Origin of the sequence: Sphingobium sp. YR768 (genome assembly GCF_900111125.1) — a bacterium.
Lineage (GTDB): Bacteria > Pseudomonadota > Alphaproteobacteria > Sphingomonadales > Sphingomonadaceae > Sphingobium.
Genome location: NZ_FOGE01000007.1, coordinates 61,674 through 88,636, shown reverse-complemented (window position 1 = coordinate 88,636; position 26,963 = coordinate 61,674). Strand labels below are relative to the sequence as shown.

Sequence of the window (26,963 nt, the reverse complement as noted above, 5' to 3'; positions counted from 1 at the left end):
ACCGCCGGCGTCGACGGCGGCATCGAACACCGATTGCCGTTTGCCGCCGTCCCAACACACCCGGCATCCAACCACATGGCGATCCTCCTCTCGAGCCGTCCCGATGCACTCTCGCTTCCGCCCCCTCCCCTCCGGTCGGATTGCATGGTGGGCAGATGCATGTTCCGGTTTTCAGATGGCCGATGCTGCGGCAAAGAAGCGGGCATGCCTATTTTTCGGATTCGAAACTGAACGACCTGCTTCGCCGCTTGCCCGACTGGATACGCCGCGATCTTGCTTCCACAGATGCTTCACGTCGAGCGCGTGCGGAAGACTCGCTCCACGCCATGCTGATGCCTCTGATCGCTGGCGGAAGCGCCGCAGGGAAAGACGCCGGTTGATGGCGTCGCGCGCTAGGGCTACGCGCAGTTCATCCAAGCTGACGCTCGAAAATCTGGAGAGCCTGGGCGTTGCCCGGCTGGCGCGGCTTGTGCTGAACCAGGCCGAGACCGATCCCATTTTCGCGCGTGCCGCGCGGATGGAGATGGCGGCCAGGGATGACAGCGGCGCATTGGCACATGAGATCGGCAAGCGCCTGAAGACCATCCGCCGCTCGCGCAGTTTTATCGAGTGGGACAAGGTGCGGCCGCTCGCCCAGGAACTCGACCAGTTGCGCGCCGGCATAGCGGGGCCACTTGCCGAAACCTCGCCGCAGGAGGCCATCGAGTTGATGCGCCTTTTTCTCAGCCTCGCCGAACCTGTATTCGAACGCGCAGATGACAGCAGCGGTGCGCTCGGCGATGTGTTCCGGCAGGGCGGCGAGGATCTGGGGAAACTCTGGTGCCGCGCGGGCGCCCCGGAACCCAACATACTGGCAGGCGACATTCTGACGCTGATCGAGAGTGACGGCTATGGCGTGTTCGACGAGTTGCCGGAAGCCGCTTCGCCTGCGCTGGGCAAAGAGGGCCGGGCGGCGCTTCGACATATGCTGCTGGAGCGGCAGGCATCGCTGCCCGATGCGCAGCGGAGGCGTTTCGACTATACGGCCGGGTGGCTCCTCCCCAAACTCGCCGACCTGGATGATGATGTTGACGCCTACATCGCCACTGTCGATCCTGATCGACGAAACGCGCTGCTCAATGCGAAAGTGGCCGAACGGCTGATCGCACATGGACGCTGCGAAGAAGCACTCGGCTGGATCGAAGCGCCGACCGAGCGCGGGCATAACGAGCGCGAGCTTGCCGACCTGAAGTTGCAGGCCCTCTGCGCCCTGGGTCGCAGGGAAGACGCGCAGGCGCAGCGCAAGGCGATCTTCGATCGCTGGCTGGACAGCCAGGCGCTGCGCGACTGGCTCAAGAACCTGCCGGATTTTGAGGATTTCGACGCGGAGCAGCAGGCGCTCGATCAGGCAATGGCGTTCGATCCCGGCGTCCCCGCCCTCGCCTTTCTCGTGGAGTGGCCGGATCTGAAGCGCGCCGGCCAGCTGGTCCGAGCTCGTATCGATCACCTGGATGGGCGGGCCTATGAGATCCTGCGCCCCTGTGCCGAGGCTCTCTCGTGTAGCGATCCGGTCGGCGCGACCCTGCTCTACCGGCAGCTGGTCACTGGCGTGCTCGATCGTGGCGCGTCGAAATATTATGCTTATGCGCTGCAGGATTTCGTCGCTGCCGGCAAGCTCGCGGACGGCATTGATGCCGGAGCAGATATCATGCGCCATATCGACTGGATTGATCTTCTGCGCCGTAGCCATGGGCGCAAAATCGGCTTTTGGAGCCAGATTCCAACCTGACGGCATGATGCCCGGCAAAGATTACCAGTCGTGGGCCGGCAGATCATCCGAGCGGTCACCGTCGCAATCGAGGAGCAGGAACTGGAAGCCCCGGCTTCGACCGAACGCCATCAGGCGCAGCAGGTCTGCCGGCAGTTGCGCCTGGCGCGCTTCGTCGAGCGAACGGGTGGGCACGAACCAGCCATAGACGGAGGCGGCGATGTCGATCGGCCGCTCGGTCGGCGGCCAGGACGCCCAGCCATCGAGAAGGCCGGCGGTCTGGACCGTCAGATGCGCGGTCGAGAGCACGCAATAGCGCCCGGTTTCCACCGATTTCGAAGCGAGGCTTGTGTGGAGAAGCGGCGGCGTGACCTGGAGTAGGTCTTTGGCGCATCCGTCCGACGGATGCCCGTCGAAATAGACGGCGATCACAGTCTCATTGTCCAGCGTGGCGGGATCCCGCTCGTCGCCAGTTTCTTTCCACCACTCCCGGCACCAGGCGGCGATTTCCGCGTCCAGCGTGGCCTCATCGATCGCGGCATGGATATTGGTGCCGTAGCGGTGCTCGATAGCGGCGGCATGAAGCTGGACCGGCCAGGGCAAGGGCGATCGCTCGATGTGGTCTTCGGCACTGCGGATTGCCGTAATCAGTTCGCTGCGCGCAGGGTTTGCGAGGCAATCAGGATACTCGATGGCCGAGCGTGCCCGCGCCAGCAGGGCGAGATGATCCTCGCGGCTGGCGATAATTGTCGGTCCCGACGATGGCTCTTTCCCGATGCTCGTTACCCAAGCCTGTGCAGCGTTCTGTCCGGCCGCATCGGAACGCAGGACCGGGTGGTGCGGATGGGACCAGTCGACGCTTTCGGCCAGCCATCGGCCGATATAGGCCCAGTCGAGACCGAAAGGACAATCATCATCAAGCTGCTGCCATGCCCGTTCGACCGTAGCGGTCCAGTTGAGTATGATGGGACGCAGGGTCTCTGCCCCAAGCCTGTCGAACGTCTTGCGGATGGCCAGGGCGCGTTCGAGCGCATCGGGATCGGCGGCAGGCCGGTCACGCAAGGTCAAAACCGCCTCCCACAGGCAGGCAGCGATTTCGAGATGGAAGGGGGCATAGCGGGTCATGGGCTCAATCCTGCTTCAGGCTGCGCGGCGGTGATCGTTGCGACAAAGGTCGAGATCGGTGGAGATCAGCGTTTCGATCCTGGGTGCAAGGCTATCGAAGGCAGCATTGAGATCGATGCCGGAGATGCGATGGCGGGCCTCGCCAGGCTCATGCTCCAGGAGAAGCATCGGCGGAACGAGACGCGCGGTCATTGCAGGGAAAATGGCATGCAGGATGATGGCCTCGACACGGCGTGACACGAGGTTGAGCCGCGCGGCCAGACCGCAATGCATGGCGAGATAGCGCTCGAACCAGCGTCCTGACGCCAGCACGTCGGCGAGCCGGGTGCAGGGAAACCGGCCCGCCGGTGTGGGGACATGAAGAATGACGACACGATGCCGACGGTGGGGAGCAAGCTGGTCCAGCGGGACGAGAACCCGATAGCTGTAAAGCGGAGCCTGCCCGCTGACGCGGGTCCTGCAGGTGATCATATCCATCGGGCATTTCCTTTATATGCGTGCGCAATGCTGCTCGCGGTTTCACACAGGCCCCCTCCCCCCTTCGCTCCGGTGCCCGGTCGTGAAGGCGGTCTGTATGTCCTGCAAAAATGGGCCGGATTGGACTGAAACGGATGTCAGCGCTCTGGCTGGTCACCACGACAAGCTGCGTTGTCATAGATGGGCCTGTCGCCCGGTCGCCACGGGATGGGATGCCAGATACGGCCATTGTAGCTGATGCGACCGACGACGATGTCCTCGCGGATGAGGGTGGCATCCGGGAAGGTACTGGCGCCAAGACCAGTCTGGTCGCGGCGTTCGCAATAGCGCTGGGATGCGTCTTCTAGCGTTTCCACGATGATGTCCGGATATCCGGCTTGCCTGACGATCAGGGACAACGGGTTTTGCTGGCCTGCTTCTGTGTATGGCACTGTCGCATTCGGGCGCATGGCCGCGTTCCTCAAGGGTAGGACATTATGGGCGGGGAACGTCGTAACGAGGGTCGCATCCCGCCTCTCCCGGATACAGGCCCATCGGATCGGGCAGGAGGAGCTGGACGACGGCATATTCCTCATGACCAAGAAAGCGCCCAACCTGGATAGTGAATGCGCTGCGTGCCGTCGCCCCGGCAAGGCGCGGACGGATCGGGAAGGCGCCGCCGATATCGATGTCCCTGTCGGGCACCTGCTCCGTCTGGCGCATGCGTCGACCGACTTCGTTGAGAACCGATGCCATCAGGATCGGCGCGAAATTACCGATGATCAGCAGTTCGGGCAGGCCAAGGCGGGCGTTGCCGATCGTGTAGGCGAAGCCCGGCGTGTCGGCGTCGGGGAAGATTGCGAAGATATGCCGGCCCGCCCTGTCGATGTTGGCTTGAATGAGGGTCCTGCTGGTCGTGGGGATGGTCATGATGGGTTTCCAGTTTCGCGATGCGAGCCGGCCTCGCGTCGTTCGGGACAGGTCAGTAGTGCGGGACCGCTGAGGCGAAGCGGCGCAGCATTGCCGCCATATGTTTGCGCAAATGCGCCTTGTTGGAGATGATCGCTTCAGGCTTGAGCGGTTCGCCCCGTGGCGTCATGAAGCCTGTTGCGGAGGTTCCGCCTGTGCGCTCTACGACGATATGATGGCCGCGCGGCTGGGCGGGACCGGCATAGCGGACCGTGAATTCGCCAAGACGACCGGAGAGACCCTGGGCGATCTTCGTCCAGAAGATATGGCCGCCGGCCATGGTTTCGCCGGCATCGAACCCACGGTCGAGCCACATGCGCAGCTGACCGCGCTGCTGGATCACGGAGTTTCGCGTTCTCTCCATGGTGCGGCATAGCGGAAGCAGATCGGCATGATGGTCGATCCAGTCGAGATCCGCGCCATTCGCGACAATCAGAAGATCATCAGGATCGATATCGGCGAGCAGGACAGGCAATGGGCTGAGCGCACGCGCCGTTTCGGCGTTGCAGACACTATTCCATAGGCGAAATCCCTGTCCGGGAAGAGCCAGAATGGCTGTCATCGCCTGGTGACCTGGGCGGGACTGGAGCATGGCGGAAAGGTCGAGACCGGTGTCCGCCGCGATGGCCTCCCCTACGATCAGCAGGCGCCTGGACCACCGCGTGGGGCGCGGCGCGTCGGTGGGAAGAGGCCAACTGCTCGGAGGCGGCCGGGACACCGGCTGGTTCGGGGCCTTTCGTGCTTCACACGGCATCGCGGTCGCAGCGGCATAGGCACGCCTTGCCGCATCGAACGGGTCGTCGAAACAGCCTCCCGCGTCGCGAAAGCCCTGGGCGTAGGCACGCTTGAGAGGATCAGCGTTCGTGCCACCCGGGGTACGGCAGGATCGGCGCGGCTCCCAGCCTGAAAGCGCCGCGATAGTGCCGTCCCCATATTGAACGGCGTCGTCCCAGTCATATCCATGGCGGGTCCGGGCCTGCAAGATGAAATGATCGCGCGGGTCGGCGCTGCCTGCGGCTACGCGACGTTCGATGAAGGCGAAATTCCTGCTCTTCCTCTCGCGTTCGCCTTCCTCGCGGATGGCGTCGTTGAGAGGACGGAGCGCTGCAACCCGTTCACGAATGCGGGCCATCCGGTCCTGCGCTGGCGCCTCATTTGGAAGATCCGGGAAGTCAGCCCATGCGCGAGCCAGTTGCTCTGCATGATGCTCAGGGCGCCCCCGCGTGATCCAGCATCGCGCATCGGCGGGATCGAAGAATGTCGGGGTTTCAGTCATGGCAGTTGCGGCCGGCCGCGTCATAGTGATCGGGATCGGCTGCCCGGACGTGCCATCCGAACATGGCGCCGGCCTGCATGGCTGCGATCGCGGCAGGCGTAGCGTTGAAACTCGCATTGAGCGCATCGACCGCGATGAACGAGGGCATCGGCCAATATCCGGTCTCGCCGCGTTTTATGACGATGGTCTCGCCGGTTTCCGGATGTGGGCAGGCGCACATGTCTGGAAGCTTTTCCAGATTGGCGAGGCGGCGCCCTGCGTTGTCGAGGCGAAGCTTCGGCAAGTCCCATAGCCAGGATGGCCCGAACTGGTTGCGGATCATACGAAGCGATGCGCTGTCTGGCTCCCGCTCGTCATCGCCGTTCATCCATTTGAGATTGAGCGCGTCCTTCCAACGCCTGCCATGGCGCGCGCGGAAATCGAGCAGCGCACGCCACATGCGATCGTCGGGTTGCTGCATGATGATTTCCTTGGTGGGGACCGGGCACTGCGACGCATTGGGGCAGCGCAGTGGCCGGCTTTGGCCCGCGTGATCGCAGACCAGCGTCAGGCGGGTCGGACGGTGGCGGTGCGACGCAGATCGGGAATGCGCGCATTGTCGTAGACGCTGTTCACCGACATATGCAGAGCCTGCTGCTGTGCGCTGAACCATGTCGGGGCAGGAATCCGATATGTCTCGGTGGCGAAAGGGTCGGCCCCGCTGAAAAAGGCGACGTCGACGGTAAATTCCTCGAAGAGAGCGGATTTTTGGGGACGCATGAGGGCATCCTTTCATGAGAAAGGGCATCCTGGCGCGGGACCAGGATGCCGGACTGGAAAGGGAAGAAGCGGACGGAGGCCCGACGTCAGAGCGCCTGTTCGAGGAGCTTGCGGGCCTTGCCTTCGAGCTCGAGGCGGCTGTCCTGATGCGGCCTGGTGCGGGCCACCGCGGTGATGCCCTGCACAAAATCATAGACGCTCGTGGGCGGGTGCCCTTCCTCGGCAAGGACCGTCTGGATGATCTTCGTCGTCTCGGCTTTCGAGAAGCCGCGCCGGCGCAGGAAGGCATCGCGATCCTCGTCCTTGCGTGCGACAATGCGTTCGCGCGCGGCATTGATGCCGGTGATGAAGTGCAGCGGGGAGGAATTGGCGAAGTGCTCGAGCGCGGGAGCGGCCTGGTGTGCGAAACGGGCGCCGGCGAACTTTGAGTGCCGGATATTCACTTCCTCGAAATTTTCGACGCCCCACAGGCATCTGTTCGCGCAGACGCCGCGCAAGTAGAAAGTCGCGATCCCCAGTGTCTTGGAGCCAACCTCACTATTCCACGCATAAAAACCGCGAAAATAGAGATCGGGATCGCCGTTTGGCAGTTTACCCGCTTCGATTGGATGAGTGTCGTCGACAAGAAATACGAAGACATCCCTGTCCGATGCGTAGAGTGTGGTCGTCTCCTTGCTGATATCGACATAGGGATTATAGCTCATGCTCCCCCAGTCGATCGTTCCAGGAACCTTCCACCGTGTGTCCCCGACACCATCTCCAGCGAATGCCATGATGGCCTTTATGAGTTCCCAGTCGTACACCCTGCCGTACTGACTTCCGGTCGCGGCCCGAAGTTCTGTTCGGCCATCGTCGGTCTGCAATATTTTGATCTGTTCGCCTCTGTGGGTGACAAGACCGTGCTGCAGATTGATACCGGCGAGCGCCGCGGGCAGCTGGCGCAGATAGGAGGCCGGGGCACCGACGAGGCTCGCGACCTGGCCGAAGGACCAGTTGGTAGGTGTGAGCGGACGCTCGTCGCCCGGTGCGATCAGCGTGAGCCGTTCGGGATTATCGCTTCTCGCCTCGACACGGATCGCGCGGCTTTCGACGGTCCGGGTAGTCGAGCGATCGGCGCGGGCTCGCACGCTGTCGTAGAGGCTGGAGAGCGAGAGGAATTTCTCGTCGTCGGGCCTGGAGAACCATTCCGAGGACACGCGGCCACTGCGGCCGCCGCGCGAGACATCGATGCGATAGGGGGCGGATACGGGGGGCGCTTCGTTCATGCGGGCAAGGGTCGCCATGGGAACCATCTCCTTGAGAGTGAGGGACGACGGGACGATCCACGTCTCCCGTCACATTCCCGCCCCTCCCTTCCCTTTCCGGCGTCTCGCGATCCCGGCTTCGCAACGCCCGGATTTGACGCTAGGATAGAGGCCGCGTTCCAAATCCTCCTTCTGGCTCATCCATCGATCGCCAGGAGGCCATTGCAGTGACCACGTTCGGTATATTGGTCCGGCTGGTCCGGCTGATGCTGTCGGCGGACCTTGGCGCCAGGCGAAGCCTGATAGATGCTTTTGCCTTGGAAGCCCTTGTGATCGCGATGGGTGTTGCCGGGCCCTATGCGCTCAAGCTGCTGATCGACACGCTGGCCGGACCAGTGGGATCGCCCGTGCAATTGTTATTGTACATCCTGCTGTTCGTGGGATGCTGGGCGGGCGCCTCCATCCTGGAAACAGCCAGGCTTTCCTGCACCGCGATTATGGTCGATGCACTGGGCCGACGGCTCGCCACCGATGCGCTTGCCGCCGCCCTGCCTCAAATCACCGCGGCGCGCGACAGCCGGAGTGGACGCGTTCCCGGCATGCTGGAGCGATTGCCCTATAGCCTGACGCTGGTCGTGGAAGGATTGATCTGGCGGCTGGGGCCCGTGTTTCTGCAGGCTCTCGCCAGTCTCGCTGTGATCGCCAGCCTGATCGAACCGCGCTATGTCCTGATCCTCGGGCTTACGCTTTTAGGATTTCTCGGGGCGACCTGGATGGGGGCGGCACGCCACCGTGTGCATGCCGATGCGACCAATGCGGCTGCATCGCATGTGTCCCGCACGATCGGCGACATCGTCCGCAATGCCCGCCGCGTCATCCTCAACGGCGCCCTCGATCGCGAACTCCTCTATGTAGGCAGGACTTTGAGCGCCAGGCGGCACGCCACTTCCGGCATGTATCGTTCGCTGACCGTCATGGCGTCGCTGCAATTCTGTATTGTCGGGGCCGGGCTTGTGGCGCTGCTGATGCTGGCCGGTCTCGACGTAGGCAAAGGCCGAATGACGGCAGGCGAATTCGTGCTGCTGCAAACCTACGCCTTTCGACTGACGGTTCCGCTGAGCGCTCTGGGCTATATCCTGGCGCAGGCGGGCGTCGCGATCGCCAACATCCGCGATGTGCTGGCATTGACGAATGTCGATGGCGAGCGGGGTTGCCGGCAGCCCGGCCGCTTTGCCGATGCCGATCTCGCCGCCGAAAACGTGAGCTTCAGCTATGGTGATGGCCTGCCCGCTCTCGCCGGGATTTCGCTGCACATCGCATCAGGGCGCTTCGTCGCGATTGTTGGCCCGAATGGTTCGGGCAAATCCACGCTTGCACAAATTCTGGCCGGCGTGCTCGCGCCTGCCTCGGGAAAAGTCGAGATTGCAGGGGTCGATGTTACGACGATCCCATGGGGAGAACGTCATCGCTATATTCTTTATGCACCGCAGTTCATCGGTCTGTTCAACCGGTCGCTGCGGGAGAACATCCTCTATCCCCCGGCGAACCAGCAGATCACTGACGTCGAGGAACTGCTTCATGTCTGGCGCTTCCACGAGCCTGGAAGACCGATCGACTTCGATATGGAATTGGGAGAACAGGGCGAGCGCCTGTCGGGAGGCCAGATCCAGAAGCTGGAGCTTGCCCGGTTGGCGGGGGTCGACGTACCGGTCCTGATACTGGATGAAAGCACGTCGGCGCTCGATCCGCGCAGCGAAGCAGATGCGATCGCAAGGCTGCGGCGCAGGACCCATAGCGCGACGACGCTCGTCATGATCACCCATCGCTTGGCGACAGCGAAGGGCGCCGACCAGGTTCTCTTCATGCAAGGAGGGAAACTGGTTGGCAGCGGAACGCATGCGGAGTTGATGCAGCGATGCGCGCCCTACCCGGCTCTCTGGCATGGGTTGCAAGAGTGAGGTTGGATGACAGCATCCCGGCAAGGTTTCCCAAGCTTTGCACATTGGCGTATATGTTCAATGGAAGGGGTTCCCGATGCCGGTAAAGCACAAAGATAATCGGTCCCAGCGACATGAAGCGGTCATGGCCGCCGCAAAAGCGGCAGGCTTGCTGTCCGGCGCGAACAGCAAGCTCAGCGTGCGCGTGCCGCGCGAACTCATCGATCGTGCCAAGATGCAAAGCGGTTTCGCTTCGACAACCGATCTCGTCGAATATGCACTTGCCAAAGTAGCGCTCGAGGATGATTTCGGGGCAAGGCTGGTAGGTCGGAAGGGTTCGATTCCTGCGGATATTGCGCTTGGGATTTGACCGCAAATGCGTCGCTGGGGGTGATGTGGGGACGCGCCTCAGCTTTTGCTGAACGGTGGTTCACCTGCTCGCGTCACACCTCATCGCGCAGAATGGAATAGACGTCTTCGCCATATAGGCGAGCGGTCTGGCAGCTTTCATCCCAGAAATGCGTTCCGGCGCGGAGGCGAGAGGCAACCCAGAGACCGGTGTCCAGGGTGCGCCAGGTGCCGATGGCGGTCCACAGTCCGTGCGGAGAATATTCAAACCAGAGTTGGCGACCGAGCTGGCCGCACTTCATCTGGAAGGCCCAGCCGCGATGATGGCGCTCGGCCCTGACCTCGTTCCCCGCGTATAGACCGGGCAGGATGCGTTTCATGCTTTCACCGTGGCGGATCAAGGAGAGCTTGCCGAGGACACAGGCGGTTCGGTCTGAAAGAGATCGGCCGCCCACTGCGCGATCCAGGCGTCGGAAATTTCGTCGTGCGAAAGCTGCCCGTCCTCGATCAGCGCCCGGATCTCGGCACGGGCCTGTGCGATCGCCCTCTTCCACTGATCGCGTGGCGGGCGGTCATCGGGTCCGAGCGGCAGCTCGCCCTGTGTGGGCGCGAGAGCATGGGTGGACCGCGCATATTGGCGGCGGGCCCATCTTTCCATATGATCGGCGACGAAGGCATCGGTCTTGGAGATGCCGCGCTAGCGCGCCTCGATCCTGCTGGCAATTCCGAATGCCTGGCTGTCGACTGTCTGGATGCGATGTTCGAGCCCGCGCAGCTTGCTCAAGACCGTGCCCTTGATGCCGAAACCATGCACCATTGTCCCTTCGCCCAGAATACGGTCGATGTGCTCGAAAATGGCGATCACGCCGTCACTGCCGCCGACGGGCCTGCGGCACATCGAGCCGATCCCGATCAGAGGCACGGCATCGATGATGTCGCCAAGCGCATCGATGCAAAATTCATAGTCGCTCGCAACCCTGCCCTGCATTACGGGCATGAAGCGATGGGCAATGCCGCGGTCATGCGCGCCGCGCCAGCAATCGCGGTTGACCCGGATGGTTCTCGAAATCCGGTCACGCACCTCTTCGCGATCGGGCGCGATTTCGGGTTCGACGCAATAGTCCATGCTGGCGAACCAGCGAAACGGATAGCTTGCGGCCAGATCGAGATACTCTTCCGTTGCCCATGGATATCCGCGATAATGGGATAAAGCCACGAATCCGGCGCTGTCCAGTGACAGGCTGGACAATCCGTCGGCATTTTTCAGCAGGTCGAGGCGCCATCCCCGCCACTCGGGCCAGCCCTTGCTGCGGTTCCAGCGCGACAGCGCATTCGCGGAGATGAGGGTCGACACCTGCATGGCACGGGCGCGGTTCAATATCGGCCCCTCGCGCAGGTGCGGCAGGCCTATGATGATCTCGATCGCCATGGGGCTCAAGCGACGCGCCAGCGGCACCAGCGCTCTGCGGCTTGGCGAGCGGTGAGCAGGCCATGATTTGCGCCGCACCATCGGCGGAAAGAGGGATCGAGAGCGAGAGCGGGGTCGCCGAGCCGCGCGATGACATCCTGGATGAAGGCGTCGGCGGGATCCGTGTCGAGCCCGGCGCGCGCGGCAGTGATCGCAGCCTGGAGCCGCGCCGCCATCTTCTCGGCTTCGTCGAGCGAAATATCCTCGACGGCGCGCGTCCCACCGCGCGGTCCGCAGATGGCCAGCGTTATGACTGTCATCCCCGCCGGCTTCCGGCTGAGCGCGGTGATATGGACATGATGGAACATGCCAGTCTCCAGCAAAGTGAAATCCTGGGTCAGAAAAGGGTCAGCTGTTGCGGCATGGCCGGCGTCGAGGCGCGGGGTTCGCACAAGGGTAAAACCGGGTGGCGCATCGGGACTGGCGCGCGTGGCGCTTCGACAACATGCACACGCGTTTCGCCAGTGGGCTCATGGCGTCGTCGACAGGCGAGCCGGGCGTTCCACTCACCCAGAATATGGGCCGGCGTGTACCAATGCTCGGCTGTCTCGCCCGAGAGTGAATTTCCGACCATGAGATGCGCCGGCACATGCAGCAGTGAGAGCTGGATATAGGCCATATGAATCGCGCGCGGGTCGATATCGATTGCGGTGACGTGAAGATGGCGCTGATAGTTTATGCCGAGATCGCGCATGGCCTCAGCGAGCGCGATGACCATCGACCCCGCGCCGCACGCCGGCTTCATGGCGGTCACGAAGCCATGATCGCCGATGATCGCTTTCACGCTTTCGAAATCGCCAATGGTTACCTGAGCCATGAATCGACTGAGCGTATAAGGCGTGAAGAATTGTCCCCTCGCTTTGTTGTGAAGCTCGAGGTCGTGAAACAGGGCGCCCAGCACGTCGCCTGGACCGACTTCGAGAGCCTGCACCAGTTCGGCGAGGACTCGCGGAAACAGATCGAGCACATCTGGCCGGTAGCGGCTGACAATGTCGAGATAGCGAGCCTCGCGCGGCTCGCGTTGGCGCAGATCGACGCTATTGGCTATGGCGAGCGCCATCGCCTCCATGCAGTGACCGAAAGCGGTGTAGAGATCGTGGCGCGGCTGGCTGCGGCGAAGCAGCGCTGCCATCGCCTTGAGATAGGGCTCATGCATCGGAGCCTCCGGATCAGTGATGAGACAGGTTCGGTCGCGCATGGACGGATGGGCCCGCTTCAGCGGGATCTTCTGCGAGACGCCTTTGCGAGCACCTGGATTTCGCGCGAAGTACGAGGCGCAGGCGGGGACAATATGGCCCTGGTCAGGCGGCCTGCCGGCGAATCCACTCGTACAGCAAGTGATCATCCGGACCATATTCCGAGCCGATGGCGATCCGGATCAGACGGCCGTCACAGGCAAAAGCCGATGCCCGCGGAAAGGTGAGATAGGAGCGTCCTTCGAGGATCAGATCGCCGGAGCGCACCTTCGTGATCTCGCGGGTCGTCCCAAGCAGGCGATGACCGGCCGGCGCGTCGATCAGTTTCAACTGGTCACCCCCCTTGATCCGCTTCTTGAACGCCGCCAACGATATCACCGTATCGACCGGATTGCGGTTACCCTGGCGCTTTGCCAACGCCGCCCAATAGGCCTGGCCTATGCGCACGTCGCAATAGAAACTGCATGACCAGAAATCTTGCAGCGGATTCGTCCTCGTGAATCCGAACCGTTCCATCTGATCGCGTATCTCGACGATGAAGGCGTTCTGCGCGTCGCGGCCGGTCAGGTCGGTCGGGGTATCGATAATCTCCGCGATGACCTTGCGCCCCCCGGGGAATTTCTCGGTGCGGATCGCGAAGGTGGTTGTGGCGAAATGCTCGGCCAGATGGCGTTCGATCCGCGAGGCAAGCGGCGGCAGCGCTTCACCGGCAAGATAGAGGTCGCCTTCATAATGGAAGTTCCCGCGTTCATCATGTTCGGTCTGGCTATACAGGCGCGCGGATGCGCCCGGCGCGATGGCGTCGGTCATGATAATGTCCTTGTGCTTCGAGAAAATTCGGGGAGTGGGCCGGTCAGGCCGGCAGCGGTGCAGTCAGGGCGTGGGCGTTGTCGCCTGCGTCAGCGCGAGCGAGCGCTCAGTCGAGATAGCCAAGACGCGTGTCTCCATTCAGAACCTCGGCTGCCCAGTCGACGGACGGATGGTCGGGGTAGTCGATCCATGGATCGGGCGGGTCCCGCATTGGCATGGGTGCGGATATGGCCAGTCGTCGCGCCAACTGCTCCTGCGTGGTTTCGAACTCGACATGGTCGGCGAATATCGCGCACCATCCTCCCCCGAAGCTGTCGCGACGGGGACGGGAGCAGCTATAGCTCCAGTCGAAACCCATCGGTTTGGCCGTCAAACTCTCCTGGCAACAATGGCGGATGAGTTCGGCGATCGGACCTGGCTGGAAGTCCGTGGTTCCGTAGATCGAGACGACACACTCTGCACCGCCCTCAATCTGGATCTCCGCGCCGAAATCGGGAAAGGCGGGATCATCGAAGATCGCGAGCAGGCCGTTGAACGGATTGGCGAGGTCCGTCGGCATGAAGGCAGCCAGAAACGCCGCGCTCGGTTCGCCTGGCGTGAAGTCCGCCAGCAGGTCGGCGGCGTGCTGCCACGCCTCCTCGATCAGGGCGCTTTCGGCCGCCGTGCAAGTGAAAGTAAAGGATCCCTGGACATGATGATCAGCCATGGAGCGTCGCCGAAACAGCGGGATCGCGCGGATCGTCCTCGACCAGGACCAGCGGGGGCGGGTTCGTGCGAGCAAGCCGATAGCCCGCTTCGATCGCCTCGATGCTTCCCAGTTCCCTGATGCGTTCGATCGGGAAGACTTGCTCGTCCTCTTCGGTTGTCAGAACTTGCTTTGGTTCGCCATGGCCCAGGTAGAGAACCCGAACAGACGGGAAGCTGCCGGGATAGCCGCCGGACCAGCGAACATAGTGAAGACCATGGCGGCGACAGACAGCTTCGATCTCTTCGAAACGACCATTGGCGACATCATGATCCATCAGGGCAAGGGGCGTATCGATGGGTATATCTGAAGAATTAAAGGGTGTTCCATCCCAATCGATAGCGGGATTATCCTTCTCGATAGCTTGGATGAGCCCGGCATATGCGGAGCGGGAAAGCATGCCCCCGATCATGATGTGGGCAGATACGCGGTCGGCCATGGTTCGCCTTTCCTGGAAACAAGACCTTCAATCGGCCCTGATCTTCCCCTCTTCCTCCCCTTCCCGTTTTCGGACCCATGCGAGTGCGATGCACAGGGCGCTTGCATGAGCGGCGCATTCCCGTTTAGCTGTCTGCCCCAATTTGTTCTCCACAATCACCGCCATTCATGGCCTTCCAGTTCAGGGAGTTTACCGTGGCCGACACCGAGCAGCCCGATTTCACCGCCATGACGGTGCAGTTATTAAGCGCCTACTTCTCGAACAATCAGGTGCCGGCAGGCGATATTGCCAGGATCATCGAAGCGACCCGTGACGCCCTGGAACGGAAAGCAATAGTAGAGACGCCGACAGCGCCTGAATATGTTCCGGCTGTATCGATCCGCAAAAGCCTGGGTTCGCGTGAGCACATCATCAGCATGCTCGATGGCAAGCCGTACAAGACGCTGAAGCGGCACCTGGCGACAAACGGACTGACCCCGGCGGAATATCGCGAACGCTATAATCTTCCCAAGGATTATCCGATGATCGCGCCGGCCTATTCGGAGCATCGACGCGCCGTCGCCCAGCAGCTTGGGCTTGGAAGGCGTATTGGCGTAAAGTCGGCGACCGAGGCGCCACTAGTCGAAGCAGCGCCTGTGGCTGAGGCGGAATCCCAAGGTGCTACGGCGGCCGTGCCGGAGGTCGCGCCCGTGGCCGAAGTGGCGTCCGTACCCGCCCCTGAGAAAAAATCCCGCCGCCCTCGTGTCAGGGCTGCTGTTGCCAAGCTGGGTGATGAGGCCGGAACTGCGGCACCCAAACCGACGCCGGAGCCGGTAGCTGCGCCTGCGCAGGTCGAAGCGGCCACTGCGAAGGCAAAGCCTGTGGCCAGGAAAGGCGCCGCGAAGAAATCCCCTGTGAAGAAGCCGCCTGTGAAGAAGGCGCCGGCGAAGGCGAAGTCCCCGACGCCAGCGCCCGCGGAGGAAGCTGCGGCCGTGCCGGCTGCGGCGGAACCTGCAAAGCCAGCCTTCAGAAAGAAGGGGCCTGCGAAAGCCACAGCCGCAGAGGCAGTTCCATCCACGAAGCCGAAGGCGCCCCGGCGCCGCGCTGCAGGGGCCAAGCAGGATGAGCCCATGTCGGAGGCGCCGGCACAGGCGGAATGATGATCTTTTCGCGAAGTGCGGAAAGATACAGACCGCACTTCGCTTGCCGCCTACCGACTGGGAGAAGCCGGCATCAGCGGCGCTCGGCAATGATCCTTTCAAGGATATCACGTGCCCGCTCCGGCGGTAGGAACAATCTGGTCTTGAATTGCACGACTTCGCTGAATGCGCCGCAAGCCTTCAGCCAGGTCCGATCTTCGGGGCGATAGTCGCGGATCTCGAGCCGGGGACTGTCGTTGACGTGAACGCTTACGAGCCTTGCCCGCCCAAGTCCGGGGATTGGGACGCCGCTGCCCGCCCGCGCGCCGGCGATGATTTCTTCAGGACCAAGGGCAATGCCGCCATCGAGCCCGAATCCCCTTTCGAGCCGTTCGATGGCGGCCGGATGGATGATACGTCCCAGGATCGATGTGCCGGCGCCATTGTCGATCCGCCACACGCGCACATCATCTTCGGGCAGTTTGTTCCAGACGGGCAATAGCAGACCGGTCGCGAGCGTAATCGTCTCGACCAGAAGATTCTTGCCGGCTTCGGCCGCCTCCTGCTCCCAGAGGTGCCGGAACGTATAGCGGTCGATCTCGCTCCAGTGGCTGGCCGACAGGGCGGCAACCTCCATGCGGGACTGGCTGGTGGGGCGAAGAAGATAGCATCGCTCGATCCAGTTGCCCTCTTCATCCTGCCCCGGCCATGTCGGCACGCGAAGCGCCACGCGGCCGGAGCGGGCATTGCGAAGCCAGGCGATATCGTCCGCATCCTTGCACTCGAGCTGAAGCATGGCCCAGTTGGTGACCGGCGGCCGCCGGTGCAGCTCGAGGCGCAATAATCTCGTCTCGGCGCCGGTCACGGGATCGGTGCGCAGGAGTTGATCGGACAAGAGGTCCATGCGGTCGGCGCGGATGGTCTCGATACCCAGATCCAGCGTGCCCGCCGTGCGGGCCGCTTCGACGCGATCCTCGACCAGTCCCAGAAACTCCTCGAATATACTATTCTGGGTGGCGATCCGCAGCGCCAGGATGCGGTTGAGCCAGCGATGGATGGGAGGCAGGCGCTCGAGCAGTTCCCCGCCCTCGCCGCACAGTTCAAGACCCGTCATCTCCTGAAAGGCCTCGAGAGAAACACTGCGCAGCTTGCCCTCGTAGAGGAGATGGAACCATTGCGTGAGTGCGTCGCGTGCATAGTCCGACTCCAGATTGTCGGATGGATCGAAGAGATTCTGCGATCCGGTCTGGCGCTGCCCCCTCGTCAAGGCGCCCAATGCTTCGAGACCGCGGATGATGGTGCTGAGGAAGCGGCGCTCGCCACGGCAATCGGTGGTTAGCGGGCGATAGACAGGCGCGGTCATCTGATTGGTGCGATGACTGCGCCCGAAGCCCTGTACGGCTGAGAGGATGCGGAAGCCCAGTTCGAGAAGAAAATGCGCGCGCCGACGGTGCGCGGTCGGGCAGTTCCGATCGGAATGCATGGACCGGCCGGTGCTTCCCGCGAGCGAAAAGGCGGCGATCGGCTTGCTTCCATTCTGGAAGGCCTGGACTTCGAGGACGTTGGCGCGCGCGCCCCGCCTCTCGACTTTCTGCTTTCCAGTGACATCGGTCACGATGCGCCGCGAGCGCCCGGTGATCTCGGCGACGCGATCGGTTCCGAAATGAGCGATCAGGGCGTCCAGCGCGGTGGGGATGGCGGGGAGCGCGCACAGATCCTCGATCAGTGCGTCGCGAGCAGCGATCGCCTGCCGGCACAGCACCGGATTACCGTCGGCATCGGTCATCGGTTCGGCGCGCACGGCGCCATCGTCGGCACGAAAGACCCGCATCTGGCGGATGGGAAAGGCATTCTTCAAATAGTCTACAAGGGTCTCTTTGGGCGAAACCTGGATATCCATCATTGCCCGTTGCTCGGCGGAGAGTTCGGAGAGCCGGCGATCCATGATGGCCTCCCCCGTGCTCGCGAGTTGCACCAGCACGGCGTTGTCCGACGCCAGTTCCTGTTCGATCGCCTTGATGAGCGACGGCATTTTCAGGCTCACGAGAAGGCTGGAAAAAAACCTCAACTTCGCAGTCTCAAAGGCGCTTAGCGCCGAACCGCGCGCCCGCGCATTCTGCGTCTTGCCCGATATCCGGTCGACGATGCCGATCTCAGCCAGCACTTCGCCAAGCCCGCGGTGAATGATCGCCCAGCTGTCTGCATAGGCGTCGTAGATTGCAATCTGGTCCGGCGTCAGCACATGTTCGAGCGGCTCATATTCGACGCCTGCGAAGCTCAGGGCCCGGGCGGTATAGAGCCCCATCGCCTTGAGGTCCCGGCAAACGACCTCAAGCGCCGCAATGCCCCCCTCCTCCATCGCCTTCATGAACATGTCGCGCGTGGCAAAGGCCGTGCCGGGGACCCACAGGCCGAGCCGCACGGCATAGGAGAGGTTCTCGGGCCTGGCCGCGCCGGTGGCGGACATATAGAGGATGCGGGCTCGTGGCAGGGCATTTTGCAACCGAACGCCCGCCAGCCCCTGTTCCGACCCCTGCGCCTTCCCGAAATCCGTTTCCGTTCCGCCGGCATGGGCCATGGCATGGGATTCGTCGAAGACGATCACGCCGGCAAAGTCCTCGCCGGTCCAGTCCAGCAATTGCTGCAGGCGCGATGCAGCGTCGTGGCGGGCGGAGCGCAGGGCGGCATAGGTCAGGAAGACGATGCCGCTTTCCATCGTGATCGGTTTACCGAGAGGGAAATTTGCGATCGGCTGGATATCGATGGCGAGACCGCCCAATGCCGTCCAGTCGCGCCGTGCGTCCTCGATGAGGTCGGCCATGGAAATCCAGATCGCGCGACGATGGCAGCGGTTCCACTGGTCGAGAATGATGCCCGCCGCCTCGCGGCCCTTGCCGACGCCGGTGCCATCGGCGATGAAGAAGCCGGTACGATAAAGTTGGCCGTCCCTGTCCTCGATCAGCCGATCGCCCGCAAGATTGGCCGAGAAGCGCCCCGCAAGATCGCGCTCATGCGCTTCGCCCGCATAGATGATGGTTTCGAGTTGCGCCTCCGACAGGGCCCTGATCGCCCGGTCCTGGAGCATGGGCTGGTAGCGCGGCACCGGAAGCGACACCGAAGCCATGGCGATGGATTCAACCAGGTCGTCGGGATGCCGGGAGGCATTTTCGATGGCAATGCGCGCGAGGCGCCAGGTGGAATAAATGCCCACGGTCTCGCCAGGCGCAAGCGGCGTCTGGTGTGCGGCATAGCTGATCGGTCACGCCTCATCCGCCGTGGCGGCGATCCGTGAGGGTGGCGCAAGCCTTTGGCCATTCATGCGCGCGAAGAGCATGGCGGGCGATGGGGCGGCCGGGACAAGTGAACGGGGCGTAGCGACGGCCGGCGGCGGGGCGAGCGGCGGCGGCTCCATGGGATCGAGCCGATCGGGCATGGCAAGCACGAGGCGCAGCGCAGCGTCGATATCACTGGCGAAATGGCGCTCGGGCGTGCCGGTCCATCCCTTGTCGAAGACCAGCAACCTTATATCGATCCCCGTGCCATGCCTGGCGTAGGGACTGCCCGAAATGGTAAGTTCGACACGGGGCGGCACAAGTTCGGCGACGGCATTATAGCCAAGTGCTGCCGAGCCCTCGGGTGAGAAGCTGGTCGGCATGATGGCGACGCATCGCCCGCCCGGCGCGAGAGAGGCCAGAGCCGCGCGCAGATGGCGCGCGCCGGCATGGCGGTCGATCCCGCGTCCGTTGCTGCGGCTGAAGGGCGGGTTGATCAGCACCAGCGTCGGCTGCCGCTCGCTGATCAGCAGATCATGGATATGTTCGCCATCATGGCGCGTGACGATCTGGCCGAGATTGTGGGACAGGAGGTCGGCGCGGGCCGGATCATGTTCGTTGAGAAGCAGATGCGCGCCCGCCCGCAGGCCGTGGACCGCCAGCATGCCGGTGCCGGCCGAGGGTTCAAGCAGCATATCGTCCGGTCCGCAGCGCGCCGCCATGGCCACGAGCCAGGCCAGGGTGATCGGCGTGCTGAACTGCTGGAGATCGACCTGCTTTTCCGAACGGTAGGTCTGGGTTGGCAAGCCGCGCTCGAACTGCCGCAGGCGTTCGAAAATGTCGGCCGGCGTGCCGCCCAGGAGCGGGTTCTCCGGATCGGCAAAAAGCAGGACCTGCGCGGTTTCCAATGCGTCATAGGCGTCGCGCATCGACCATAGGCCGCCGGCATCGTCGTCGCCGAAAGCCTCGGTCATCAATCGCTTGAGGCCCTGGCGACTGACGGCAGCACCGTTGCGCAGGCGGTGGCAAAGAGTGCGGGCGACGTCGGACAGGCATGCAGCGCTGTCTCGGGTCTGCGATAGGGCAAGCTGGGGCAAGTTCATGGGCACCTCTTGGGATAACCGGACAATCCTCCTGTCCCCTTCCCGCTCTCCTCCGTCAGGCTGCATCGATTCTCGTGATCGGATACTCTATGGCGATTTGGGCGAGTTTCGAGGGCGCGCACGGCCTTTCAGGCGCGCGCGAAACAGATCAAATCAGATCCATAACAAGCGCTGATTCATGCGGACAATTGAACAGTTCAGTGTGGCGCTGCCGCACGACAGCCGGCACAGGTCCACGCCAAGGTGGCGTCGGGCGGATATGCCAGCGAGAGCTAGGTCATTGCCCACGGGTTGCGCGCGCTTCAGGCGTAGGGCCGGGCTGTGAGCAATGGCTGCGCAACGCGGTCGCGCCTGCCTATACCCCCTGCAAGGCCGATGCCTCGCGGGGGGATTTCTCTCGAAGACGTGCGCACCGGACTGGCCGAACGCCACGAACGGGCCGCCAGGCACGGCTGAACATGTGCCATTCCATTATCTTCACGCCGGAAGCGCGTGAGCATCTCGGCGCCATTCACCACTATTGTCAGTGTGCCATCATTCGTGAATTGGTTCATGATCAAAAGCACGCCGCCAACCCATTGCGTGACGCACCCATCTTGCCAAATTTTGCCAAACCGGCTATATTGCCGACTATGAGCACGATGAACATTTCGTTGCCTGACACCCTCAAGGCTTTCGTGGACGAACAAGTCTTGGGACGCGGCTACGGTACGAGCAGCGAATATGTGCGCGAACTGATCCGCAAGGATCAGGACCGCCAGCGGCTGCGAGGGTTGTTGCTCGACGGCGCTGAATCGGCGCCGGGCGCCCCGGCGGATGACGACTATTTCGAGGGGCTACGCGCGCGGGCTCGCCGCGCTGCATGACCGTCAAGCGGGTCGTCCCCCGCGACAAGGCTCATCGCGACGTCGAAGACGCCATCGACCATTATGCGCGCGAGGCCGGGCTGGACATCGCACTCAGCTTCGTAACAGCACTCGAAGAGGCTTATCGCGTAGTCGCGGAGCATCCCGGCATCGGCTCGCCGCGCTACGCGCATGAGCTGGCCCTCTCACGGCTGAAACACGGGTTCGATTCCCGTAGGGGTCACCAGCAAAATCAATAACTTAGTAGATATTTTTTGAGCCAAATGGTTGGTTTGGTCCACACATCGTCCATGGCTTTGCCCGGACATCGCTGGACGGCGGTGATCGATTATTACGATTATTCGAGAGCATTCTGATTATTCAACAGCGCCTCTCGGCGCGGAACAAATCCACAGAGAGAATCGGTTAGATTCCACCACTGACAAGTCGATCCTATTTCTCGGGCCAGCCGCTCGGGATCGGCATATCGTCCCACCTGCCGGTCAGTGTGTGAGGATCATAAGCATGGACCTTGATTTTGCGCCCGAAATACTCGCAGAATTCCAAAAAAGAGCGATGCCAGGGTGGTGCCAAGCCTACCGAACCTGAGCCATACCTCCGCTCAATCCCACATCGCCGCTGAATCTGATGTCACCCGGTGCGCCGGACGCGCTTCATGCGTCAGGATTCTGGATGTTTCGGTGCTTCTCTAGGAACCGTCCAAGACCGTCTACCGGGAGTAAAGTAGCTCGCCCTATTTTGACGATCTCGATCTCACCCGACTGAATAAATTCATAAAGTTTCGACCGACTGATCCCGAGCATGGCAACGGCCTGTGGAACTCGTACGGCGAGTGGCGACGCCACGACCATATCGGTCGAGGCATAGACCGAAGCTTCCGATTTGACTTTGCGGATCATGACTATCGTAGCTCCCATGTGAGATGAGCTGTCCCCTTCTCCTCATCCGCAAACAATACTCCATCGATCGGGCATAGCGGATCATCGATCCTGACCCGCCAGTAGTCACGCGGGGGATCGCTGCGCGACGTTCGTTCCCATGCATCTCCGATGTGTTGCCAGCCCAGCATCACCCGGAAGGCGGGCGCTCTGTCGTTCAGCCGATCATCATTGGGCACCAAACGGATTTGGCGCTGGAGGGAGAGCGTATTGATTTCGCCTTCCCATCCGCCCTGCTTCGACCGCTTGAACCGACCGATCACGCGACGGCGCATCATGGCGTCACCTCCGCTTCCTTACGCGCCTTGGCAAAAGCCCGGTCACTGGCGAGGAAGGATTCGAGCATGGCCGGGATAAGATCTGCCACCTCTGCCTTGTCGGAATAGGCGCGGTTATAGAGCGCGGTATAGTCGGCAAGCGCATGAGCAAGGTCGGGCGTGACCGTGATACCGATCTTGACGGGGGTGCGGTCAGGGAGCTTGGCGAGTTTGAGCATGGTGGCTTCTCCTGTTCAACGAGCGCCCACCCACGACCGCAAAATCAAGTCCTTGTGAACAATCACGCGGAGCGGCCATCCGGGACGGACGGTAATAGTGGGCTGGATATTGAGGTTCTTGGAGACGATCTGCTGGCCGGCTTGATTGGCGGACTGCTGGGTTGACTGGCGGAGCGCCCGCACAAGGTCGCTCTCATTGTCCCCGATCGACAATTCCGTGCCGACGCCCAGAAGGGTCGATAGCGCTACGCCCTTGAGCAAGCGCCAGGTGTGATAATCCACCTTGTCGGACAGGCCGGCATAGCCCGCCGCATCGGTCGCGGGCAGATTTTCGATCTGGATAGAACTGCCGTCGGGCAGGATGATCCGCTGCCAGACCAGCAGCGCACGGCTCTGCCCGAACGCCACGACGCTATCGTAGCTACCGATCAGACGCGAGCCCTGCGGGATCAACAGCGTCCGGCCCGTCACCGTGTCGAACACATTCTCCGTCACCTGCGCCACAGCCATGCCGGGAAGATCGGAGTTGAGGCCAATAAGCAGGCTCGCCGCGATCACGCTGCCCGCCATCACCTGATGCGGCGATGCCGGGGTCTGGAGCGCATGGGCGTTGTAGATACCGCCCGATGCGGATTGCCCAACGAAGTCCAGCTTTCGTTGCTGATTGTTCTGGTCGCGCTCCGGGTCCAGCGCGAGCCGGTCTGTTTGAGCCGGTTCACCTGTCGCAGGGATCGCGCCTGTCGCTTCCGCACCTGCCGGCCCTGGAGCGGAGACCGCTGCGGCCGCGCTACCGGACGATTGCACCATCACGCCGGCCTCTCGCGCTTGTGCCGCCTGCGCCGCGATACGCTGCCGTTCGGCTTCGGCCGCCTGCTCCTGCGGCGTCATGGCAGGCGGCATCGCGCTATCGCCGGCCACGCCGCCGCCGGCCTCAAGCTGGCGCTGGCGGTCGAGAATGGGCCGCCCGAGATCGCCGGGGAGCGGAGCGCCCAGGATCGGCGTCCCGGGCGCGACCTCGCCATAATTGCCGGGAAGGTTCGCCACGGCATCGGCGGGCGTCTTGCGATCACTGACCGCGCGCTCGTCGGCGGCGCTAATGATATGGAGCGTCTTCGGTCCCAGCCCCATCCAAGCGACGCCGGCGATGGCGAGCGAGCTGGCCGCCGCGCCGCCGATGATGACGCCGCGCCGGAAGCGGACGACACGGCGCGGTGCCGCGCGCAGCACGAGCGTTTCTGGCGGGGCTTTGGATGGCGGCGCAGATTCCGGCACCGTTGCGGTGGGTGGCGTGCGTTCGGGCGCGTCCGGATCGACGGGCGGGATCGGGGCCGCGCTCATTTGCGCGCCCTCCCGTCCGTGCGGGCAATCCGCACGACCTGCTGCGGCTTCTCGCCAAGGCGAAGCTCGGCCGCCGCGAACAGGCGATCGACGATATAGTGGTTGCCGCTGACGCGGTAGTTCACCAGTTGCGTGTCGCCCAGCGGCCCCACGACGAACAGCGGCGGCGCTTCGCCCTGATCGAGCCGGCCGGGGAACTCGATATAGACCTTCTTGCCGCCGTCCCAGGCGCGGACCGGCCGCCACGGCGGGCTATCGCCGCTGATCTCGTAGCGAAAGCGCAGGTTGGTGAGCGCGACATTCTCCGCCGCCGGCCGCGCCTGTTCGGCACGGGCATTCTGTCCGCGCAAGGCCTCCAGCCGGTCCTGCGGATAGGTCCAGCTTATCGCCGCCATCGCGGTCGCATCGGTACTTTCCAGCGCGAGGTGATAGGCGCGACGGTCGGTCGTGATGACCATGTTCGTGACAAGGCCGGGGGCGAAGGGCTTCACCAGGACATGCACGCGCGCCGCATCGCCCGCGCCGCTGATCGTATCGCCAATGATCCAGCGGACCGTATCGCCGGCCGATACCGCGACCAGCTTCTCGCCGGCCTGCAACGCGATGTCGCTGACACGCTCTGGGGCGGTGTAAAGCCGGTACAGCGCGCCTTCGGTCCACGGATAGACCTGCACGGCGTTGATGTAGCCCGCGCTCGACGGTTCGCGCGTGGCGGCGCGGTTTGCCGCCTCGATCCGCGCGGTTGGCGCGCGCGTCTCGCCCTTCACCGATGGCGGGGGCTGAAGCTGGCCGGGGAGCGGTAGCGGCACCGGCTGTTCGACGATCTCGACCGGCCGGGGCGGCTCGGCCTCGATTGCGGCGGGCCGGAACTCGGCAGCGTCATAGCTGATCGCGGGCGGCGGTGTCTTGCCCGCACAGGCGGCAAGCGCCAGCGTCGAGGCGCACAGGAACATGGTCCGGGTCATTGTCCAGGTTCTCCTTCATTGGTGGGACTGGCGGGCGCTGCCGGGAGCTGCCGGGAGCGGCGCAGCGTCCGCGATGGCCGGCGCGGCAGGTGCTGGCTGCGCGGGCGTCGACGCTGAGGGTGCAAGCGCAATCTCCGCTTGTGGCCGTTGCCCTTGCTGGCCCGACGATGCGGGCTGGCCCTCCAGTTCGCGCGCCCAGTCGATCGCGTTCACGAACAGGCCCAGCGGGTTCTTGCGCAGCGCATCGGCGGTCTTGGGCGGCCGAAGCATCACGGTCAGCATGGCGGTCCAGCGTTCGGTCTTCGCCAGGCTGCCCCGTTCGTAGATGCTCTCGGACCATTTGACCTGAAAGCTGGTGTCGGATGCACGAACGACGCTCGTCACCTGCACCGATACGCTGCGCTGGCCGATCCCGGCGAACGGGTCGTTGCTGCGGGCATATTCGTTGAGGAAGATCGCGGCGCGATCACTGGAGAAGTCATAGGCGTCGAGCCAGTTGCGCTTGACCAGAACGGGGTCGGTGGAAACGGACCGCACATTCGATATGAACCGCCCGAGATGCCATGCGACCTGACCGTCCGTGGGTTGGTAGTTCTGGATCGCGGGCGCGACGCTGCGCGCCTCACCCAGCCGATCGACCTCGACCACATAAGGCGCGACGCGGCTCTGCATCGACTGCCAGACGTTGGAACCGATCAGAACGCCGGTCAGGCCCAGGCAGCCGAACGCGACCAGCCGCCAGTTCTTTGCCTGCACGCGGACGGAGCCGATACGCTCGTCCCAGAGCTGGCCCGCGCGCTGGTAAGGGGTTTCCGATTGCGGGCTATGCCCGTAGCGCTGGATGGATCGCTTAAAGAACATGAGCACTTACTCCTTGTCGCTGAGGTTGGGATTGGCGGCGGAGCCGGGACGATCGCCGTCCTTGATGGTCTGCATCGCCATGTGGCGGTGGTGACGCGCGGCCTGCTGCGCGCGCAGGTTGCGCGCCCATGCGGGGGCGCTATCGGGTGTGCTCGCACCGGAAGCGTTTGATGTCGCGGGAGCGGGCGTCGTGCGGCCCGCGTTCCACGCCGCTTGCTGACCGCGTGCGGCGCTTTCGCGAAGTGGACTGGCGATGCGCGATGCCGCGGCTTTCATCCCCTGCGATGCAGCGCCGCCAGCGGCCGTCGCCATGCCGCCGAGACCAGCACCGATGCTCGCGTTACCGGATGTTTCCTGCCCGAGCCGATACGTTGTCGAGGCAGCCGATCCCATCGCGGTTCCGGCCTTGATCGCCCCCATGCCGCCGTGACCGGCTGCCATTGCGCCGCGCGCGCTGAGCATGGCCGCTCCGCCCGTGGCAAGGGCCGCGCCTGCGACCGTGCCTACGGCAGCGCCCGCGCCAAGCTGGGGTGCGCCCGAGACCAGGCCGGACGCGATGCCGGGACCGAAGATGCCAAGCCCGAACAGGGTGAGCGCGCCCATGAGCAGGCTCAGCGCCTCGGCAATCTCCGGCTCGCTACCGACAAGGGCCGTCAGTTCACCGAACAGATTGGTGCCGATGCCGAGGATGACGGCGAGCACCATGACCTTGATGCCGGACGACATGACGTTGCCCAGCACCCGTTCGGCGAGAAAGCTGGTCTTGTTCCACAGCGCGAACGGCACCAGCACGAACCCGGCGAGCGCGGTCAGCTTGAACTCCAGGATGGTGATAAAAAGCTGGATAGCGAGGATGAAGAAGGCCAGCACCACCAACAGCCAGCAAATGAGCAGCGCCGCGATACTGAGGAAGTTGCCGAAAAACTCGGGGAATCCCGACATTTCCGTGACCTGATCGAGCAGCGGATGCGCGGCGGTGAAGCCGGTGCCGGCGATCGCGCCGGGGTGCATCAGGTCATCCGCGGATACCCCGCCGCCGCCCGCCGTGATGCCCAGGCCCGAGAAGCTTCGGAAAATGATATCGGCCAGCGTGCTGAAATTGCCGATGATGAAGGCGAAGGCCCCGACATAGAGCGTCTTCTTGATGAGCTTACCCAGGACATCCTGATCGTTGTCCATCGCCCACCACAAAGCGGCGAGCGTCACGTCGATGCCGATCAGGACGGTGGTGAGAAACGCGACATCGCCGGACAGCAGCCCGAAGCCGCTGTCGATGTAGCTGATGAAGGCTTCGAGGAAGCTGTCGATGATGTTGAGGTCGGGATTCATGGTCAGCCGCCTTGCCGTGCGCCGTCAGTTGCGCGTGTAGATGTCGGCCGTGCCGATGAAGCGCTTGGTCCGCTCGCGCGCAGCCTCCAGCGCCTGCTGCTGGCGGGCGCGCTCCAGCGCATCGGCGCGATATTGCGCCGCCATCATCTGCTGAATCT

The 26,963-nt window shown here is 63.3% G+C and carries 30 protein-coding genes and 1 pseudogene; 6 read left to right on the top strand and 25 right to left on the bottom strand.

Annotated features, from left to right (window positions below):
- Nucleotides 1-175: 175 nt before the first annotated feature.
- Entirely contained in the window at nucleotides 176-1,768 is a 1,593-nt protein-coding gene (locus BMX92_RS10795) for a DUF6880 family protein (protein WP_218145759.1), read from the top strand.
- Between the two features lie 21 nt (nucleotides 1,769-1,789).
- Here the strand turns inward: BMX92_RS10795 and BMX92_RS10790 are convergent, their stop codons facing one another.
- From BMX92_RS10790 to BMX92_RS10755, 8 genes are all read right to left on the bottom strand, one after another.
- On the bottom strand, nucleotides 1,790-2,872 hold the full coding sequence (locus tag BMX92_RS10790; protein WP_093016256.1) for a DUF5983 family protein: 1,083 nt from the start codon (nucleotides 2,870-2,872) through the stop codon (nucleotides 1,790-1,792).
- Nucleotides 2,873-2,887: 15 nt separating this feature from the next.
- The gene (locus BMX92_RS10785; RefSeq protein ID WP_093016254.1) at nucleotides 2,888-3,349 is read right to left on the bottom strand and encodes a hypothetical protein; all 462 of its coding nucleotides are present in this window, start codon (nucleotides 3,347-3,349) and stop codon (nucleotides 2,888-2,890) included.
- A 137-nt stretch (nucleotides 3,350-3,486) separates the two neighbouring features.
- Nucleotides 3,487-3,798, bottom strand: a complete 312-nt coding sequence (locus BMX92_RS10780; RefSeq protein ID WP_256213377.1) for a hypothetical protein — start codon at nucleotides 3,796-3,798, stop codon at nucleotides 3,487-3,489.
- A 25-nt stretch (nucleotides 3,799-3,823) separates the two neighbouring features.
- Complete coding sequence (locus tag BMX92_RS10775; RefSeq protein ID WP_093016252.1) at nucleotides 3,824-4,258, bottom strand: DUF4262 domain-containing protein; 435 nt, start codon at nucleotides 4,256-4,258, stop codon at nucleotides 3,824-3,826.
- A 52-nt stretch (nucleotides 4,259-4,310) separates the two neighbouring features.
- The gene (locus tag BMX92_RS10770) at nucleotides 4,311-5,429 is read right to left on the bottom strand and encodes a hypothetical protein (protein WP_256213376.1); all 1,119 of its coding nucleotides are present in this window, start codon (nucleotides 5,427-5,429) and stop codon (nucleotides 4,311-4,313) included.
- 136 nt (nucleotides 5,430-5,565) lie between these two features.
- A complete protein-coding gene (locus BMX92_RS10765) occupies nucleotides 5,566-6,033 on the bottom strand; it encodes a hypothetical protein (protein WP_093016248.1) in 468 nt (155 codons plus the stop codon).
- A gap of 86 nt (nucleotides 6,034-6,119) precedes the next feature.
- The gene (locus BMX92_RS10760) at nucleotides 6,120-6,332 is read right to left on the bottom strand and encodes a hypothetical protein (protein ID WP_093016246.1); all 213 of its coding nucleotides are present in this window, start codon (nucleotides 6,330-6,332) and stop codon (nucleotides 6,120-6,122) included.
- An 86-nt stretch (nucleotides 6,333-6,418) separates the two neighbouring features.
- Nucleotides 6,419-7,615, bottom strand: a complete 1,197-nt coding sequence (locus BMX92_RS10755; RefSeq protein WP_093016244.1) for a DUF932 domain-containing protein — start codon at nucleotides 7,613-7,615, stop codon at nucleotides 6,419-6,421.
- Between the two features lie 227 nt (nucleotides 7,616-7,842).
- On the opposite strand from BMX92_RS10755, the gene BMX92_RS10750 reads away from it, so the two are divergent.
- Nucleotides 7,843-9,534, top strand: coding sequence for an ABC transporter ATP-binding protein (locus tag BMX92_RS10750; RefSeq protein ID WP_256213375.1), 1,692 nt, complete (start codon nucleotides 7,843-7,845; stop codon nucleotides 9,532-9,534).
- A gap of 76 nt (nucleotides 9,535-9,610) precedes the next feature.
- Nucleotides 9,611-9,883: a hypothetical protein gene (locus BMX92_RS10745; RefSeq protein WP_093016239.1), complete on the top strand. Its 273-nt coding sequence runs from the start codon at nucleotides 9,611-9,613 to the stop codon at nucleotides 9,881-9,883.
- Between the two features lie 73 nt (nucleotides 9,884-9,956).
- Here the strand turns inward: BMX92_RS10745 and BMX92_RS10740 are convergent, their stop codons facing one another.
- The 8 genes from BMX92_RS10740 to BMX92_RS10710 all read right to left on the bottom strand — a co-directional run bounded on the left by BMX92_RS10740 (nucleotide 9,957) and on the right by BMX92_RS10710 (nucleotide 14,519).
- Nucleotides 9,957-10,241 carry a hypothetical protein gene (locus BMX92_RS10740; protein ID WP_256213374.1) on the bottom strand — a complete coding sequence of 95 codons (285 nt, stop codon included), beginning with the start codon at nucleotides 10,239-10,241 and terminating at the stop codon, nucleotides 9,957-9,959.
- 17 nt (nucleotides 10,242-10,258) lie between these two features.
- On the bottom strand, nucleotides 10,259-10,519 hold the full coding sequence (locus BMX92_RS28385; protein ID WP_371262308.1) for a hypothetical protein: 261 nt from the start codon (nucleotides 10,517-10,519) through the stop codon (nucleotides 10,259-10,261).
- Nucleotides 10,520-10,558: 39 nt separating this feature from the next.
- On the bottom strand, nucleotides 10,559-11,290 hold the full coding sequence (locus tag BMX92_RS10735; protein WP_371262307.1) for a deazapurine DNA modification protein DpdA family protein: 732 nt from the start codon (nucleotides 11,288-11,290) through the stop codon (nucleotides 10,559-10,561).
- Between the two features lie 5 nt (nucleotides 11,291-11,295).
- Nucleotides 11,296-11,637: a hypothetical protein gene (locus BMX92_RS10730; RefSeq protein WP_093016235.1), complete on the bottom strand. Its 342-nt coding sequence runs from the start codon at nucleotides 11,635-11,637 to the stop codon at nucleotides 11,296-11,298.
- 29 nt (nucleotides 11,638-11,666) lie between these two features.
- On the bottom strand, nucleotides 11,667-12,485 hold the full coding sequence (locus BMX92_RS10725) for an N-6 DNA methylase (protein ID WP_093016233.1): 819 nt from the start codon (nucleotides 12,483-12,485) through the stop codon (nucleotides 11,667-11,669).
- A gap of 145 nt (nucleotides 12,486-12,630) precedes the next feature.
- Nucleotides 12,631-13,335, bottom strand: a complete 705-nt coding sequence (locus BMX92_RS10720) for a hypothetical protein (protein ID WP_093016231.1) — start codon at nucleotides 13,333-13,335, stop codon at nucleotides 12,631-12,633.
- Nucleotides 13,336-13,441: 106 nt separating this feature from the next.
- Nucleotides 13,442-14,041: a hypothetical protein gene (locus BMX92_RS10715; RefSeq protein WP_093016229.1), complete on the bottom strand. Its 600-nt coding sequence runs from the start codon at nucleotides 14,039-14,041 to the stop codon at nucleotides 13,442-13,444.
- On the bottom strand, nucleotides 14,034-14,519 hold the full coding sequence (locus tag BMX92_RS10710) for a hypothetical protein (protein WP_093016227.1): 486 nt from the start codon (nucleotides 14,517-14,519) through the stop codon (nucleotides 14,034-14,036). Before BMX92_RS10710 ends, BMX92_RS10715 begins: the two co-directional genes overlap by 8 nt.
- A gap of 194 nt (nucleotides 14,520-14,713) precedes the next feature.
- Here BMX92_RS10710 and BMX92_RS10705 point away from each other — a divergent pair, with 194 nt between their 5' ends.
- Nucleotides 14,714-15,658: a MucR family transcriptional regulator gene (locus tag BMX92_RS10705; RefSeq protein ID WP_256213373.1), complete on the top strand. Its 945-nt coding sequence runs from the start codon at nucleotides 14,714-14,716 to the stop codon at nucleotides 15,656-15,658.
- A 73-nt stretch (nucleotides 15,659-15,731) separates the two neighbouring features.
- Here BMX92_RS10705 and BMX92_RS10700 read toward each other — a convergent pair.
- Nucleotides 15,732-20,012 (bottom strand): annotated as a pseudogene (locus BMX92_RS10700) (strawberry notch-like NTP hydrolase domain-containing protein).
- A 458-nt stretch (nucleotides 20,013-20,470) separates the two neighbouring features.
- Here BMX92_RS10700 and BMX92_RS27980 point away from each other — a divergent pair.
- Together BMX92_RS27980 and BMX92_RS10690 are read left to right on the top strand one after the other, a co-directional pair.
- Nucleotides 20,471-20,878 (top strand): ribbon-helix-helix domain-containing protein, encoded by a 408-nt coding sequence (locus BMX92_RS27980; protein WP_256213372.1) that lies wholly within the window; start codon nucleotides 20,471-20,473, stop codon nucleotides 20,876-20,878.
- Complete coding sequence (locus BMX92_RS10690) at nucleotides 20,875-21,117, top strand: type II toxin-antitoxin system RelE/ParE family toxin (protein WP_093016221.1); 243 nt, start codon at nucleotides 20,875-20,877, stop codon at nucleotides 21,115-21,117. The genes BMX92_RS27980 and BMX92_RS10690 overlap by 4 nt, the downstream gene beginning before the upstream one ends.
- Before the next feature lie 414 nt (nucleotides 21,118-21,531).
- On the opposite strand, the gene BMX92_RS10685 is transcribed toward BMX92_RS10690, so the two are convergent.
- The 8 genes from BMX92_RS10685 to BMX92_RS27975 are packed head-to-tail and all read right to left on the bottom strand — an operon-like array spanning nucleotide 21,532 to nucleotide 26,952.
- A complete protein-coding gene (locus BMX92_RS10685) occupies nucleotides 21,532-21,777 on the bottom strand; it encodes a helix-turn-helix domain-containing protein (RefSeq protein ID WP_093016219.1) in 246 nt (81 codons plus the stop codon).
- Between the two features lie 2 nt (nucleotides 21,778-21,779).
- Nucleotides 21,780-22,094, bottom strand: coding sequence for a DUF736 domain-containing protein (locus tag BMX92_RS10680; RefSeq protein ID WP_093016217.1), 315 nt, complete (start codon nucleotides 22,092-22,094; stop codon nucleotides 21,780-21,782).
- Complete coding sequence (locus tag BMX92_RS10675; RefSeq protein WP_093016215.1) at nucleotides 22,091-22,312, bottom strand: DUF2274 domain-containing protein; 222 nt, start codon at nucleotides 22,310-22,312, stop codon at nucleotides 22,091-22,093. The genes BMX92_RS10680 and BMX92_RS10675 overlap by 4 nt, the downstream gene beginning before the upstream one ends.
- 15 nt (nucleotides 22,313-22,327) lie before the next feature.
- Entirely contained in the window at nucleotides 22,328-23,650 is a 1,323-nt protein-coding gene (locus BMX92_RS10670) for a TrbI/VirB10 family protein (RefSeq protein ID WP_093016213.1), read from the bottom strand.
- Nucleotides 23,647-24,615 carry a P-type conjugative transfer protein TrbG gene (trbG, locus tag BMX92_RS10665; protein WP_093016211.1) on the bottom strand — a complete coding sequence of 323 codons (969 nt, stop codon included), beginning with the start codon at nucleotides 24,613-24,615 and terminating at the stop codon, nucleotides 23,647-23,649. Before trbG ends, BMX92_RS10670 begins: the two co-directional genes overlap by 4 nt.
- Before the next feature lie 15 nt (nucleotides 24,616-24,630).
- The gene (gene trbF / locus BMX92_RS10660) at nucleotides 24,631-25,476 is read right to left on the bottom strand and encodes a conjugal transfer protein TrbF (protein WP_093016209.1); all 846 of its coding nucleotides are present in this window, start codon (nucleotides 25,474-25,476) and stop codon (nucleotides 24,631-24,633) included.
- A gap of 6 nt (nucleotides 25,477-25,482) precedes the next feature.
- A complete protein-coding gene (gene trbL, locus BMX92_RS10655; RefSeq protein WP_093016207.1) occupies nucleotides 25,483-26,805 on the bottom strand; it encodes a P-type conjugative transfer protein TrbL in 1,323 nt (440 codons plus the stop codon).
- 24 nt (nucleotides 26,806-26,829) lie between these two features.
- The gene (locus BMX92_RS27975) at nucleotides 26,830-26,952 is read right to left on the bottom strand and encodes a hypothetical protein (RefSeq protein ID WP_256213371.1); all 123 of its coding nucleotides are present in this window, start codon (nucleotides 26,950-26,952) and stop codon (nucleotides 26,830-26,832) included.
- Nucleotides 26,953-26,963 lie beyond the last annotated feature (11 nt).